This is a genomic window from Nocardia sp. NPDC003963 (assembly GCF_053605105.1).
The window spans coordinates 947640-962861 of the sequence record NZ_JBSGIP010000001.1 but is presented as its reverse complement, the minus strand read 5'-3'; the positions used below and the strand labels follow the sequence as shown (position 1 = coordinate 962861).

The window sequence follows — 15222 nt, the reverse complement described above, 5'->3', positions numbered from 1 at the left end:
GAAGCATGCTGTCACCTCGTCTGCTGACCGCCCCGGCCGCCACAGTGACCACGGTGGCACGCACCGGCGCGAGCCGTGCCGTCGATACCGGAGCCCGGCTGGTCGAGGCACCGTGGCGAGCCGCGGAGAAGGTCGCCGACACTGTCACGACGGGCCTGTCGACCCTGGAGTCGGACCACTCGACCAGCCTGCGCGACGATCTGACCGCACTGATCGATCCACGCGACCGCCGCGCGCAACGCCGGATCGCCGTCAGCGAGGATCTGGCGACCATCGAGATACGCGGTCTGGACAACGGCCAGGGTCCGGCAGTGACCCGTTCGCTCGACCAGCATCTCGGACGGCTGCGCGGCGTGGAATGGTGGCGGGTCAACGCGGTCACCGGACGGGTTGTCACCGCACTGTCCAGCGGCGCGGATCTGGAGAAACTGCTGGCGGCGGTCGAAGAGGTCGAAGAGGAATCCGAGGTCGCCGATACCGGGTGGAGTCGCGCGGACGAATTCCCGGCCGATCGGGAACCGGTGCTGGCGGCGGCGATCGAAGTGGCCGGCGATCTCTGCGCCATCGCGGTCTCGGCCGCGGGTACGGTGCCGCCGCTCCGTGGCCTGATGCGCAGTGTGCGGGCAGTCGCGGCGTTCACCGACGCGCAGCCCCGGCTGCGGACACATCTGGAGGACCGGCTGGGTGGCGCCCGCGCCGACCTCGTACTGGCCATCGCCAACGCGGCGGGCGCGGCGCTGGGTGAGGGCGCGACCGGTGGCGTGACGAATCTGCTGGCCGACGCCGTCCAACGCGGATTCGCCCTCACCGAGGCACTGGCCCGCCGGGCGCAGTGGCGGGAATGGGAGGCCGATATCGTCGACGCCGAACATTTCGGGGTCGACGATCCGCTACCGCCCTATACCCGCCCCGCCGAGCTGCCGCGCGGTCCGGTGGAACGCGTCGCCGACGAGATGGCGGCCGCGTCGCTGGCGGGTGCGGCGACCCTGGCCGGACTCGGCCGGGCCGGTGATGTGCCGGACGCGCTGATGCTCGGCGCCCCGAAAGCGGCCCGCGCGGGTCGCGAAGTGTTCGCCGCGACCGTATCGACCGCGCTCGCCGGCACGGGTGTCCTCACTCTGCACCCGGCGGTGTGGCGGCGGCTGGACCGGCTCACCGCACTCGTCGTCGACGGCGAGTCACTGGCCACCGCCGGGCGGGTGGTGCTCGAAGTGGACACCGCGGACGCGGACCGGCCGGCCGCGTGGGTCTGGAGTACCGCGCAACGGTTGCTCTGGGAGTCCGACGACAAGGCCGACGCGGGCGGCAACGATTCGGTACGGCTCGTCCACCCGAATTCGGGAGAACCGGACCGGGGAGCCACCACCCGGCCGGTCTGGCGCGAACTCCGCGACGGCGACGAGGTTCTCGGCCGAGTGCTGGTGGGACGCGAACTCGATCCGCGCGCCCACGATCTGCTCGGTACTGCCCGGCGAGCGGGTCTGCGCATCGTGCTGGCCGCACACCGGGACGCGGGCGAACTACGCGGTCTCGCCGATGAATTCGTCTCCGCCCGCGGTTCGCTCAGCGATCGTGTCCAGCGTCTCCAGGAGCAGGGGCAGGTGGTCGCGGTCCTGGCCACCCGCGCACACAAGGCATTGGACCACGCCGACGTGGCCGTCGGCCTCATCGGCTGCGAAGGCGGCGGAATACACGTGCCCTGGTCGGCCGATGTGCTGTGCCGGGACCTCGGCCAGGTGCAGCGCATACTCGGGGCGGTGGGTCCCGCCCGGCAGGCCGGTGAACGCGGCCGGACGCTCGCCCTCTCGGCGTGCAGTCTCACGGGCCTGCTGCTCGCGGTCGCGCCTGCCGCGCGCTCGCGGACCGCGCCGATGATCGCCGCGAACTTCGCCGGTCTGTTCAACGGTGCGGTGACGGGTGCGCGCGCCGTCCGGACGCAGCCGTCGACCGGGCACGCACCGCTGCTGCCCTGGCACGCGTTGGAACCGCATGAGGTACTGGCCCGGCTCCCCGAACCGGTACCGCCGCCGGATCGGGATACCGGTGAACCGGAGTCCCGCGGTGCGGTGGCGGCCCGGGCGGCGGCGCTGACCGATTTCCTCGGGCATATGCGCCGGGAACTGGCCGATCCGCTGACTCCGATCCTGGGTGTCGGCGCCGCGGCTACCGCGATCCTGGGCTCCCCTTCCGACGCGGTCCTGCTGTCCTCGGTACTCACGGTCAACGCGATGATCTCCGCGCGGCAGCGGCAGGCCGCCGAGAACGAGCTGTCCGATCTCATCGAGGGCGAACGGTTGTCCGGGCGGGTGATCGACCGCGCCGATATCGATACCGACGACCCCGCCACCGCCGGACTTCCCGCCGATAGCCTGCTGGTCGGGGATGTGGTCGCCGTACGCGCCGGAGAAGTGGTGCCCGCCGACGCCCGCCTGCTGCGCGCCGACGATCTCGAAATGGACGAGTCCGGGCTCACCGGCGAATCGGTGACGGTACCCAAACAGGTCGAGGCCACTCCGGGCGCGGCCCTGGGCGACCGCGCCTGCATGGTGTTCGAGGGCACGACCGTGGTGAGCGGTTCGGCGGTGGCGGTGGTCGTCGCGGTCGGCGCCGATACCCAGGCCGGGCGGGCGACCGCGGGCGCGGTACCGCCGGAGAAGGGCGGGGTGCAGGCGCAGTTACGGGCCCTGACCGATCGCGCGCTTCCGCTCACCCTGACCGGTGGTGCGATCGTGACCGCCCTCGGTGGTATGCGCGGCCGCACCCTGCGGGCGGCGATCGCCGACGGGGTGGGTGTCGCGGTAGCCGCGGTACCCGAAGGCCTGCCGCTGGTCGCGACGGTGGCGCAACTGGCCGCCGCACGCCGGCTGTCCCGATACGGCGTGCTGGTCCGCGCCAATCGCGCCGTCGAGGCCCTGGGCCGGGTGGACACCCTGTGTTTCGACAAGACCGGCACCCTCACCGAGGGCCGGCTGCGGCTTACCGCACTGGCCGATCTGGACGACCAGTGGGAGCCCACCACCGGCAGCGATGCCGCCCGGCGGCTGCTGCGGGCCGCCGCGCGGGCCTGTCCCGATCCGGACAACGGTCCGGTCCTGCATGCCACGGACCGGGCCGTTCTCGACGCGGCCGGCGAGATCCTGGGCGCGGACGCGCACCGCTGGGAACCGATCGACGAGATACCGTTCGAATCCAATCGGGGCTACGCGGCGGTACTCGGCCGGACCGCGCACAAACTTCGCCTGGTGGTCAAGGGCGCACCGGAGGTCGTACTACCGCGGTGCACGCGGGTCCGGGGCGGGTCTTCCGGCGACTCGGATCGCTCGTTCACCGCCCGGCGACGCGAGCGCGCCGACGCGACGGTGCACGAACTCGCCGAACAGGGGCTGCGGGTGCTGGTGGTGGCCCGGCTCGATATCACCGATCCACCCGACGAACTCGAGGACGCCGTGGCGGGACTGACCCTGCTCGGGTTCCTGGGCATCGCCGATACACCCCGCCCGCAGACGCCCTATCTGGTTCGCGCGCTGGAGGACAACGGAGTCGGGGTCCGGATGATCACCGGCGATCATCCGGTGACGGCGGCCGCCGTGGCGCGCCAGCTGGGGATCACCGTCGAGACGGTCACCACCGGCACCGATCTGGACGAACTCGATGACACCGCGCAGACCGAACTCATCGAACGCAGCACCGTTTTCGCCCGGGTCGACCCCGAGCAGAAGGTGCGCATCGTGGCCGCGTTACGGCGGACCGGACATGTGGTGGGGATGACCGGTGACGGGAGCAACGACGCCGCGGCGATCCGCACCGCCGATATCGGCATCGGGATCGCGGCGCACGGTTCGGCCGCCGCGCGCAATGCGGCCGATCTGGTACTGACCGAACCGGATCCGCGGGCTCTGCTGCACGCGCTGGTCGAAGGTCGCAGTATGTGGCAGCGAGTCGCGGACGCGGTGACCGTACTGGTGGGCGGTAACGCGGGTGAAGTGGCGTTCACCCTGTTCGGCACCGCGGTCGGTGGTCGCGCCCCGCTCCGGACCCGCCAGTTCCTGCTGGTGAACCTTCTGACCGATATGTTCCCCGCGCTCGCCCTGGCGCTCGCCGGTGACCAGGAGACCCCGGAGCCGGAGCACGATCCGCAGTGGGTGGAGCAGCGCGCCCGTCAGCTCGGCGATATCCCGCCGGCCCGCTTGGGCGCCGATCTGCTGCGCACCATCGGGGTTCGCGGGGTCGCCACCGCCACCGGTGCCGCCGTGGCCTGGATGGCCGGCCGGTACACCGGCACCCAGCGGCGCGCCGATACGATCGGCCTGGTGGCGCTGATCGGTACCCAGCTCGGTCAGACCCTGGTCGCGGGTTACCGCAGTCCCCTCGTGTGGGTCACCACCGCCGCCAGTGGCGCGGTGCTCGGTGTCGTGGTCATGACGCCCGGTCTGGGCGCGTATTTCGGCTGTACTCCGCTCGGTCCGGTCGGCTGGACGATCGCGAACACCTCGGCACTGGCCGCGACCACGGGAGCGACGGTACTGCCGCGGCTGCTGCCCGGAACCGCGCAGAACGCGGTGGACACAGCTTCCGAGACGCCGGACGAGCAGCGGGATCCGGCGGAAACACCGCAGTACGTCTGAGATTGCCGGGAAACCGATTACGCGCGAGATGTTGTGGCCGATGGCGAGGTCCGCCCCACCATGGGATCGGTGGCCTGCTCCCTCGAATGCGGCGGCACCGGCGAGAAGTCCTCTACCGGGTCGCCACCGGCGGTAGCGCGCTCGATCCCGAGGTCGTGAGTCGGTTGCTGGGCGCGTCCCGGCACCAGGACCCGCCGGCCCGACTCACGCCCCGGGAGCGCGAAGTACTCGAGTCGACGGCCCAGGGGCTCACCAACCAGGCGATCGCCACAGCACTGAGCGTTTCCGAGCGCGCGGTGGAGAAATATATCGGGAACATCTTCACGAAACTCGACCTGCCGCCCTCGGATACGCACCATCGGCGGGTGCTGGCGGTACTGCGGCTCAGGGGGTGATCCGGTCGGCGCGTCGTACCGGCCTGCTAGCGTCCCGGAACTGTGAACGAGATCGTGACACCCGCCGAGGAAACCCGATTCTGGGATCTGATCGATACCGCATGGGCTCAGGTGGGCGCCGAGCCCGATATCGTGCGAAAGGGTCTGGCCGACAGGGACAGTGACGACCTCGCCTTCTCCCTCGACCCGCACCTACCCGTATTCCTGCTGCGGCTGCGCGCGCTCACCGAGGATCTGTCGAGCGCGGACCTGACCGCCCTGGACCGGGTGGCCGAACGAAAACTGCACGATATCGACCGGGCCGATATCCAGGCGGTGACCGACGGATCCGACGACGGATTCCTGTACTGCCGCGGGTTCATCCTGGCGATGGGGCGGGACTTCTACCGCGCCGTCGCCGCCGATCCCGCCGTGGCCGTGACCGATGCCGAATGCGAGAGGTTCTGCTACTTCTACGCCCACCTGCACAACGAGCGTTTCGGCTCCTTCCCGGAAACCGGTTCGGGGATCTCGCGGGAGAGCGGTACGAACCGGGCGGGTTGGTCCTGATACCGCGCGCACCGGTGGGCCGGGCCGGAACCCGGACCCACCGGCGGCGGTCGGCGACGCTCAGCGGAGCTTGTCGTCGCGGTCCATTCCTTCGATCTCGATCCGCTCCTTACGCACCGTTTCGGTGATCGTCTGGTCCTCTTCGACCTGATCGATGATCAGCCGGACTCGTTCGACCGGAACCATCTCCTTCTCGACGGTCACCCGGTCCCGGTGCAGGGTGACCTCCTGTTCCTGCTCACCGAAGTCGGCGGGCAGGGCCGAGGTGTCGCTGATCGGCTCACGCTCGATCCGCACTTCCTCGCGGCTGGTCGGCACGGTGATCGTCTGTTCCTCGCTGACCACGTACTTGTGCAGCCGCGCGTGCCCGGACACTTCCTGGTGGGTGCCGATATTGAGCCGTTCCTCCGACCGTACGAGGAAGTCCGGTTTGCGTTTCTCGGGCATAGCGGGCTCGGTGGGTCCGGGGGCCGCGGTGCCGGTGGTCTCGCTCCTCGCCGTATCGGTGGCCCGCATCTCACCACCGGTGGGTGTACCGGCATGCCGGCCGTAGTCCTCCCAACCGGCCCGGTTGGGATCGACACCGTAGTGGACGAACAGGTCGTTCTCGGAATCCTGGGTGATCAGGCCGTCGTGTGCCAGATGCGGTGCGGTTTTCACCGCTTCCTTGCGCACCCGCACCTGGAGTTCGGCGGGATCCTGCCGCAACTGCGCGCCGGCGAGCGGCACGAGTGAGTCCTCGCTGAACAGGCCCGTGCTGACCGATGCCCACGTCGGTGCGCCGGACGCGTTGTCGACGTAGACCCGTTTGACCTTCCCGATCTTGGCGCCGCCCAGGTCGTAGACTGCGTCGCCGATCAAGTCTTCCACATGTTGAGCCATGGCTTTCTTCCTCGATTCTCGTCCGATACGTGGCCGGCGAACCGAGTTGCGCGGTCGCGACCGGGACCGGCCCGGCCGGTCTCCGGCTCGTGGCCGGGTACTGAGCGGACCTCGACCGACGACGTTGCCGCTCGGCGTGCTCGTCGCTCCCGGTTGAACGGATCGGGTCGGGCGCGGCGCGCTGCACCTACCTGGTAGCGGGCCCGGCTCTCCACCCGGGAGACCCGGCAGCTACAAACCGGCAAATACCCCGAGCCGGGTACGTCAAACAGGCGCGCCGAGAGAGATCGCGAAAACCTCCTGCTACCCGGACCGCGATTCCGGACTGCCGCCTCGTTCGCTCGCCGGGCACCCGCGCGGATCTCGATTCCGGCGACACCGGACCACGAACCACGCATCGGTTCACCTACCGATATCACGGGCCAGTAGATCGCCCGCCGTCTCCCGCCGGACGAGTTCGCGTGCCCGACCGTCCCGGACGGCGACGACAGGCGGCCGGCCGACGCAGTTGTAGGACGCGGAGAGGCTGTGGTGATAGGCGCCGGTACACGGCACCGCCAGCAGGTCGCCGGGATGGACATCGGCCGGTAACCGGATATCGCGGGCGAGTACATCACCCGATTCGCAGTAACGTCCCGCCACGGTCGCTGTCGTCCACGGCCCGTGCGGGCGACGGTTGGCCACCACCGGTTCGTACCGCGCGCCGTAGAGCGCCACCCGCATATTGTCGTTCATACCGCCGTCGACGGTGACGAAGGTCGTACCGCCGTCGATCCGTTTGATCGACATGACCCGATAGATCGTGACCCCGGCCCGCGCGACGACGGCCCGGCCGGGCTCCAGCGCGATCTCCGGACGGGGGAACCGGTGCCGGGCGCAGGCGGCGTCCAGCGCGTCGTCGACGATATCGGCGAGTTCGGCGAGGTTCAGTTCGGCGTCCCCGGGACGGTAGGCGACCGCGTGACCGCCACCCAGATCCAGTTCGGTGAGCAGGTGGTGGTGTTCGCGCCGGATCCAGGCCATCTCCCCGATCAGCCGCCGGATCGCCTCGCCGTAGTGGTCCGGATCGTGGATCTGGGATCCGAGGTGACAGTGCAACCCCACCAGCTCGAGATCGGGCCGGGCCAGTACACGGCGCACCGCTTCGGCCGCCGTATCGCTGCCGAGCGGAAAGCCGAACTTCTGATCCAGCACCCCGGTACGCACCGCGGGATGCCCGTGTACATCGATACCGGGTGAGAGCCGCAGCAGTACCGGCTGGGGTCGTTCCGGCGAACCGGCGAGCAACGCGATATCGGTGAGCGAGTCCAGCACGATCCGGCCGACCCCGCAGCGGACCGCGGCCGTCAGTTCGTCGCAGGATCGCCCGGCCCCGTGCATGATCAGCCGTTTCGGGTCCACCCCCGCCGACAACGCCACCGCGAGCTCACCGCCGGAACAGATATCGATCGACAGGCCCTCGGCGGTCACCCAGTCCGCGACGGCCCGGATCATCAACGCTTTGCCGGCGTAGTAGACGCGGGCCCGGGGGAAAGTCCTGCGGTAGGCCCGGCAACGTGCCCGCACCTCGGCTTCGTCGAGCACGTAGGTGGGCGTCCCGTAACGGTCGGCGATCTCGGTGAGCGCCACCCCGCCGAGGGTGATGTGCCCCTCGCTGTCGTACTCGGTCCCGCGCGGCCAGATCACCGGGCTCAACCTGGGCGGAATCGCCGGTTGCAACGACGGGATCATATCGAGCAGTGTCACGGTGTGCTCCTGAAGTGTCCCCGCCGTTCGGTATGCGGGGCCGATATCAGGACTACTCGTCCGCCGGGTCACCGGAGCAGGCCTTGACATCTCCTTGACCTCCAGCCCGCGCTTCCTGACCGAACCTTGACCTCGCCGCCGCAACGACTGTCCGCCGACGCGGCATACTCGTCAGGTGAGCTCCCCCGCTACCAGCAAGCCCGCCATTCTCAGCGTCGACGACGATCCGGGCGTATCCCGGGCCGTGGTCCGCGACCTGCGCCGCCGCTACGGCGCCGACTACCGGATCCTGCGCGCCGAATCCGGCCCGCAGGCCCTCGAGGTGCTGCGCGAGATGAAATTGCGCGGGCAACCTGTCGCGGTGCTCATCGCGGACTTCCGGATGCCGGGTATGAACGGTGTCGAGTTCCTCGAGCAGGCGATGGATCTGGATCCCTACGCCCGGCGGGTCCTGCTCACCGCCTACGCCGATACCAATGCCGCCATCGATGCGATCAATATCGTCGATCTGGATCACTACCTGCTCAAACCGTGGGATCCGCCGGAGGAGAAGCTCTACCCCGTACTGGACAGCCTGCTCGACGCCTGGCGCAGCAGCGATCACCGGCCGGTGCACGGAACCAAGGTCATCGGCAACCGCTGGTCGCCGCGGTCGTCTCAGGTCAGGGAGTTCCTGGCGCGTAACCAGCTGCCCTATCGGTGGTTCCTCGCCGAGGAACCCGAGGGCGCGCGACTACTCGAGGCCGCCGGCGCCGACCCACGCCGCTGCCCGGTCGTGATCACCGAGGGCGGACAGGCCCTGGTGCAGCCCAGCGACAGCGAACTGGCCGAAAGTGTGGGTCTGAGTACCGAACCGTCCGGTGATTTCTACGACCTGATCGTGGTCGGTGGTGGTCCGGCCGGGCTGGGCGCCGCGGTCTACGGGGCTTCCGAGGGGTTGCGGACCGTACTGGTCGAACGTACGGCCACCGGCGGACAGGCCGGCCAGAGCTCGCGGATCGAGAACTATCTGGGCTTCCCGGACGGGCTCTCCGGTGCCCAGCTCGCCGACCGGGCACGCCGCCAGGCGGCCAAGTTCGGGGCCGAGGTGGTCACCACCCGGGAGGTCGTCGGCTTGGAGGTGAACGGTTCGGCGCGCACCGTACGATTCGCCGACGGTGGGGCGCTGTCGGGTCATACGGTCATCATCGCGACGGGCGTGGACTACCGGCGCCATCCCGGCACCGGTGTCGACGAATACACGGGCCGCGGGGTCTACTACGGCTCGGCCATGACCGAGGCCGCCGAATGCGCGGGTCACGACGTCTATATCGTCGGCGGCGCCAATTCGGCCGGGCAGGCGGCGATGTTCCTGTCCCGTAACGCGCGCACCGTCCACCTGGTGGTGCGCGGCGACGCACTGGAGAAATCCATGTCGCACTACCTGATCCAGCAGATCGCCCAGGTCCCCACCATCCGGGTGCACACCGAGACCGAGGTGGTCGCCGTGGACGGTGAGGACCATCTCCACACGCTGGTGCTGCGGAACAACCGGACCGGCAACGAGGAGAAGGCACCCGCCGAACGGCTGTTCCTCTTCATCGGCGCCGCTCCGCAGACCGACTGGCTCGACGGTGTGGTCGAGCGCGATACCGCGGGATACGTCCTGGCCGGCCCGGATCTGCTGATCGACGGTGACCGGCCCGCGGGCTGGGAGCTGTCCCGGCCGCCACACCATCTGGAAACCAGCGTGCCGGGGATCTTCGTGGCCGGTGACGTCCACGCCGAATCCGCGAAGCGGGTGGCCTCGGCCGTCGGCGAGGGCGCCATGGCCGTCATGCTCGTGCACCGATACCTGGCATAGAGAGGCCGAACAATGAGCATCTGTGATCCCGGCGAACTGCGCTCGCTGTTCCTGTTCGAGAAACTCGACGACGAACAATTGGACTGGCTGTGCGCCGACGGTCGCATCGAGACCATCGAACCAGGTCCGGTGTACCACGAGGGCGATCCGGCGACCTGTTTCTATGTCCTGATCGACGGTGAGGTCCGGCTCACCAAACTGTCCGCGGGCCGGGAGATCGAGATGGTGCACACCGACCATCGCGGCTCCTATGCCGGCGCGTGGACGGCATACCTGGGTGAACGGGCCGAAACCCACTACTACCACTCGCTGTATGCGACGAAGCCGTCTCGATTCTATGTACTGGACGCGCAGATCTTCGCCCGGATGATGCACAGCTGGTTCCCGATGGCCGTACATCTGCTCGAGGGCGCCTTCTTCGGCAATCGCAACACCAATGCGCGTATCGCCCAGCGGGAGCGGCTGCTCGCCCTCGGTTCGCTGTCGGCGGGCCTGACCCATGAACTGAACAATCCGGCCGCGGCCGCCGTCCGGGCGACCTCGGGCCTGCGCGACCGGATCGCGGGTATGCGGCACAAGCTGGCCATGATGGCGCAGGGCAAATTCGATACCGCGGTGCTGGAAACGCTGGTCCGGTTGCAGGAGGAGGCGGCCGCCCAGGTCGCCAAGGCACCGGAGCTGTCGCCGCTCGAGGCCGCCGACCGGGAGGATCTGCTCGGCGACTGGCTCGAGGACCACGGGATCCGTGACGGCTGGGAACTGGCGCCCAACTATGTCCAGGCCGGTTTCGATACCGATTGGCTCGAACGGGTGGCCGCCACCCTCGAGGGGTGCCCGCCGCAGGTCCTCGAGGGAGCGTTCCGCTGGTTGAACTACACCATCGAAACCGAACTGCTGATGAACGAGATCGCCGATTCCACCACGCGTATCTCGACGCTGGTGGACGCGGCCAAACAGTATTCACAGATGGATCGGGCCCCGTTCCAGGTGGTGGACCTGCACGAACTGATCGACAGCACGCTCGTGATGCTCAGCCGCAAGATCGGCGACTCGATCGAGGTGGTGAAGGACTACGACCGCAACCTGCCCCAGGTCCCCTGCTACGCCGCCGAACTCAATCAGGTGTGGACGAATCTGATCGACAACGCGGTGTACGCGATGGCGGGCAGCGGAACCTTGACACTGAGCACCCGGCTGGAGAACGACTGCGCGGTGGTGGTGATCGGCGATACGGGTCCCGGGATCCCGGCGGAGGTACAGAGCCGTATCTTCGAACCGTTCTTCACCACCAAACCCGTCGGCGAGGGCACCGGGCTCGGTCTGGATATCTCGTTCCGCATCGTCGTCGACAAGCACGGCGGCGATATCCGGGTCGACTCCCGGCCCGGCGATACCCGATTCACCGTATGGCTCCCGCTCACCCGGCCCGCGGACGAACCCGCCGAAACCGCCGACGTGGAAGCACCGTAGCCGCCGGTCGGTGCGGCGGCCGTCCGTGGCCCGTTGGATCGCCGGGCTCGTGGGACGGCCGACGGCCCGCCGTACCGTACGACCGGTCGCTACGCTGACGCCATGTTGCTGGGGCGCGAGGACGAGCGCACCGAAATGGACGGATTACTCGCGGACGCGCGTAAGGGACACAGCCGCGCGCTGGTACTGCGCGGTGCGGCCGGTATCGGGAAATCGGCGCTGCTCGATCACGCGGTGCGCGCCGCCGACGATATGCGGGTGATCCGCGGCGTGGGTATCGAATCCGAGGCGGAGCTGGCCTTCGGCGGGTTGCATCTGCTGCTGCACCCGTTCACAGAACGGCTGGCGGGGCTACCGGCCCCGCAGGCCAGGGCATTGCGCGCGGCCCTCGGACAGGCCGAGGAGTCGGATGCGAGCCGATTCCTGGTGGGCGCCGCGACTTTGACACTGCTGGCCGAACTCGCCGCCGAGACACCGACCCTGCTGGTGATCGACGATGCGCAGTGGCTCGATCAGAGTTCCTCGGACGCCCTGTTGTTCGCCGCGCGGCGCTTCCACGCAGATCCGATAGCAGTACTGCTCGCGGTACGCGATTCGGCGGTTCCGTTTCCCACGCCGGGAATCGACACCATGGTGCTCTCCGGTCTCCCCCGCGCGGTGGCCGCGGAACTGCTCGACCGGCATTCCCCGGGTCTCACCGTTCCCGGCCGGGAGCGGGTGCTCGCGGAATCGGCGGGTAACCCACTGGCACTCCTGGAACTCGGTTCGGCACGACACACCGCCGAACGCACCGGCCGGGCCGAACCCGGCCACGAGGTGGGGCCACTACCGGTGACCCGGCGGGTCCAGGAGAGTTTCCGGGCGCAGATCGCGGACCTGCCGGCCGATACCCGCACCCTGCTGACCGTCGCTGCCGCCGATACCGGCGCCGGATTCGAGACCATCCTGCGCGTCGCCTCCGAATTCGGGCTCGGCGCCGCTGTTCTCGAACCCGCCGAGCGGTCCGAACTGATCACGCTGTCCACCGATCACCTGTCGTTCCGGCATCCGTTGATCCGCGCGGCCGCTTACCAGCACGCACCCCATCACCTGCGTACCGCCGTCCACCTCGCCTTCGCCCGGATGCTGACGGCGGACGCGGACGCCGACCGCCGCGCCTGGCATCTGGCGGCGGGCACCGGTGATCCCGACGAAGAGGTGGCCGCCGAACTCGAACGTACCGCCCGCCGTGCCGCGCACCGGGGCGGTGCCATGGCCGTGGCCGCGGCCTACGACCGAGCCGGGCGGCTCAGTACGAACACCGAACACAAGGCGCGACGATTCCTCGCCGCCGCCCGGGCCGCCTACGACGCCGGGAAACCGGACCGCGCGACCCGGCTCGCCGCCGAGGCGGCCGCGCTCACCCGTGATCGCGGTATCGCCGCCGACGCGATACATATCCGGGCGCAGGTGGAATACGAACGTACGTCCCCGTCCGCCGACAGCGAACTCGCGCTGGAGGCGGCGGCGCTGGTCGCCGCCGATGATCCCGGGCGCGCGACCTCCATTCTGGCCGAGGCGGTCTGCGCCGGTCGCGACGCGGCCGACGCGGGGCTGCTCATCCGCGCGGCGGAACTGGCGCGGACGCTGCGCCCACCGGCCGGTTCCGGACTGCACGACCGGATCGATGCCCAGGCTGCCTGGGCCGATTTCCTCGGTGGCCGGCCCGAACTCGCCGTCGGGGCGATGGCGCGACAGTTACGCCGCGCACGCGAGGACGAGGCCGACTATCTCGGCGAGGTCGTCGCGGCGTTCAGCGGATTGATGCTCGCCGACGACGCTACGGTGCTCGTACTCATGGACAGGGCGCTCGCCCGGGCTCGCGCTACCGGATCGCTGCAGTGGATTCCCTACACCGTCGAGGTGATCGCGGTGGCGCAGTTGTTGCGCGGACGGTTCCACAGCTCCCGGGCGGCGGTGGCCGAGGGGCTGGCCATCGGTATCGAACTCGAGATGACCACCGAAATCGCCGCGCTACAGGCCGTCGAGGTGTGGTTGACGGCAGTCGGCGGCGATCTCGACGGCGCACGCGACCTCGCCGGACGAATCCTGCCGGGTCTGTCCGCGGGGCACCGGACCCATGCCGCGCTCGTCCGCTGGGGCCTCGCGGGCGGCGAGCTGGCCGCGGGACGATTCGATGCGGCGCTCCCCCTGCTCGACGACGTCTGCGGTGGTCCGGCCGCCCACGATTTCCTCGTGCGGGCAGTCCCCGACCATATCGAGGCGGCCGTCCGCGCCGGTCTGCAGAAGCGCGCGCACGACCACCTGGAATCACTCGAGCGGTGGGCGACCTCGGTGCCGAGCCCGCCGGCGGAGGCACTGGTACAGCGCTGCCGGGGGATGCTGGCCGATGCCGGTGCCGCCGAGACCCACTATGCTGCCGCGATCCGGCGGCACGAGGAGTACGACGGACCGTACGACCTCGCACGCACCCGGCTGCTGTTCGGAGAATGGCTGCGCCGCAAGCGACGCCGGGCCGAGGCACGTACCCAGCTGATCGCCGCCGTGGAAGCCTTCGATCAACTGGGCGCCCCGGTATGGGCCGAACGCGTCCGTACCGAACTGGCCGCCCTCGGCGAACCCGCCGTGGCCCCATACCGCGACCCGCTGGCTACGCTGACACCCCAGGAGACACAGGTCGTACGACTGGCGGCGGCCGGTTACAGCAACAAGGAGATCGGCGCGCAGTTGTACCTCAGCCCCCGCACCGTCGGTCACCATCTGTACAAGGCCTATCCGAAACTCGGAGTCACTCGCCGGATCGAACTCACCCAACTCGAGCTCTAGGCAGCGGCGGCCCATCGGCTACGTCGGACCGGCCGGAACACCGGTCATCCGACCGATGCGGCAGCGGTACCGACCGCAATAGCTTTCCCCTGTCAGACCGGCCACGACAGGAGACAGCATGCTGCTCGAGAACAGAACCGCGATCATCTACGGCGCCGGAGGCTCCATCGGATCGGCCCTCGCGAGCGGGTTCGCCGCCGAAGGTGCCCGCTGCCATCTGGTGGGCCGGACCGCCGCGACCCTCGATGCCCTCGCCGAGAAGATCCGTGCCGACGGTGGTCGCGCCGAAACCGCCGTGGTGGACGCGCTCGACGCCGCCGCGGTGAACGATCACGCCGACGCCGTGGTCCAGGAGAGCGGTGGTATCGATATCTCGGTCAATGTGATCTCCCAGGACCCCGTTTTCGGGCCCCTCGTCGATATCTCGGTCTCCGACTTCGCGGACTCGATGACGCGACTGATGACCTCCCAGCTCATCACGACCAAGGCCGCGGCCCGCCATATGATCGCCCGGGAATCCGGTGTGATCCTCTTCTTCGGCGGCTCCGACCATGCGAACAAGGTGCCCGGACTGGGCAATGTCCAGATCAGCTTCGACGCGGTGGAGGGTTTGCGGCGGCAGTGGGCGTGTGAACTGGCACCGCACGGTATCCGGGTGGTGACCCTGCTGACGGGCGGTATACCGGAGACCTTCCCCGATATCCCGGAGACCGAGCCGGCCCGGCAGGGCATCATCGACGGCACGCTGCTCGGGCGGGCGGCGACCCTCTCCGATGTCGGTGATGTCGCGGCCTTCGTGGCCTCCGATCGGGCGCGGTCGATCACCGCCACCCAGATCAATATCTCCTGCGGTGCCTGCGGCGACTGAGATGGCCGGCCGGGCCAC

At 69.4% G+C, this 15222-nt stretch carries 8 protein-coding genes and 1 pseudogene; 7 read left to right on the top strand and 2 right to left on the bottom strand.

The window, feature by feature from the left end; genetic code table 11:
- The first annotated feature begins 5 nt into the window (after positions 1 to 5).
- From ACWEWT_RS04475 to ACWEWT_RS04465, 3 genes and pseudogenes are all read left to right on the top strand, one after another.
- Positions 6 to 4625 carry a cation-translocating P-type ATPase gene (locus ACWEWT_RS04475; RefSeq protein WP_452556074.1) on the top strand — a complete coding sequence of 1540 codons (4620 nt, stop codon included), beginning with the start codon at positions 6 to 8 and terminating at the stop codon, positions 4623 to 4625.
- 104 nt (positions 4626 to 4729) lie between these two features.
- Positions 4730 to 5020, top strand: a pseudogene (locus ACWEWT_RS04470) (helix-turn-helix domain-containing protein); the annotation flags it as partial.
- A gap of 42 nt (positions 5021 to 5062) precedes the next feature.
- Positions 5063 to 5569, top strand: a complete 507-nt coding sequence (locus ACWEWT_RS04465; RefSeq protein WP_452556072.1) for a DUF4240 domain-containing protein — start codon at positions 5063 to 5065, stop codon at positions 5567 to 5569.
- Between the two features lie 60 nt (positions 5570 to 5629).
- Here the strand turns inward: ACWEWT_RS04465 and ACWEWT_RS04460 are convergent, their stop codons facing one another.
- Together ACWEWT_RS04460 and lysA are read right to left on the bottom strand one after the other, a co-directional pair.
- Positions 5630 to 6451, bottom strand: a complete 822-nt coding sequence (locus tag ACWEWT_RS04460; protein ID WP_452556070.1) for a PRC and DUF2382 domain-containing protein — start codon at positions 6449 to 6451, stop codon at positions 5630 to 5632.
- Positions 6452 to 6853: 402 nt separating this feature from the next.
- Positions 6854 to 8197 carry a diaminopimelate decarboxylase gene (lysA, locus tag ACWEWT_RS04455; protein WP_452556069.1) on the bottom strand — a complete coding sequence of 448 codons (1344 nt, stop codon included), beginning with the start codon at positions 8195 to 8197 and terminating at the stop codon, positions 6854 to 6856.
- A 175-nt stretch (positions 8198 to 8372) separates the two neighbouring features.
- Between lysA and ACWEWT_RS04450 the strand changes: the two genes are divergently transcribed.
- The 4 genes from ACWEWT_RS04450 (at position 8373) to ACWEWT_RS04435 (ending at position 15204) form a co-directional block, all read left to right on the top strand.
- Complete coding sequence (locus ACWEWT_RS04450; RefSeq protein WP_452556067.1) at positions 8373 to 10040, top strand: FAD-dependent oxidoreductase; 1668 nt, start codon at positions 8373 to 8375, stop codon at positions 10038 to 10040.
- Positions 10041 to 10052: 12 nt separating this feature from the next.
- Complete coding sequence (locus ACWEWT_RS04445) at positions 10053 to 11510, top strand: ATP-binding protein (RefSeq protein ID WP_452556065.1); 1458 nt, start codon at positions 10053 to 10055, stop codon at positions 11508 to 11510.
- A 102-nt stretch (positions 11511 to 11612) separates the two neighbouring features.
- On the top strand, positions 11613 to 14336 hold the full coding sequence (locus ACWEWT_RS04440; protein ID WP_452556063.1) for a helix-turn-helix transcriptional regulator: 2724 nt from the start codon (positions 11613 to 11615) through the stop codon (positions 14334 to 14336).
- A 118-nt stretch (positions 14337 to 14454) separates the two neighbouring features.
- Positions 14455 to 15204, top strand: a complete 750-nt coding sequence (locus ACWEWT_RS04435) for an SDR family NAD(P)-dependent oxidoreductase (protein WP_452556061.1) — start codon at positions 14455 to 14457, stop codon at positions 15202 to 15204.
- Positions 15205 to 15222: the final 18 nt, after the last annotated feature.

What these genes read in the sequence shown, in the direction of transcription:
- ACWEWT_RS04475 (WP_452556074.1), top strand. Translation starts at nt 6, where the DNA reads ATGCTGTCACCTCGTCTGCTGACCGCCCCGGCCGCCACAGTGACCACG.
- ACWEWT_RS04460 (WP_452556070.1), bottom strand. Translation starts at nt 6,451, where the DNA reads ATGGCTCAACATGTGGAAGACTTGATCGGCGACGCAGTCTACGACCTG.
- ACWEWT_RS04445 (WP_452556065.1), top strand. Translation starts at nt 10,053, where the DNA reads ATGAGCATCTGTGATCCCGGCGAACTGCGCTCGCTGTTCCTGTTCGAG.
- ACWEWT_RS04440 (WP_452556063.1), top strand. Translation starts at nt 11,613, where the DNA reads ATGTTGCTGGGGCGCGAGGACGAGCGCACCGAAATGGACGGATTACTC.
- ACWEWT_RS04435 (WP_452556061.1), top strand. Translation starts at nt 14,455, where the DNA reads ATGCTGCTCGAGAACAGAACCGCGATCATCTACGGCGCCGGAGGCTCC.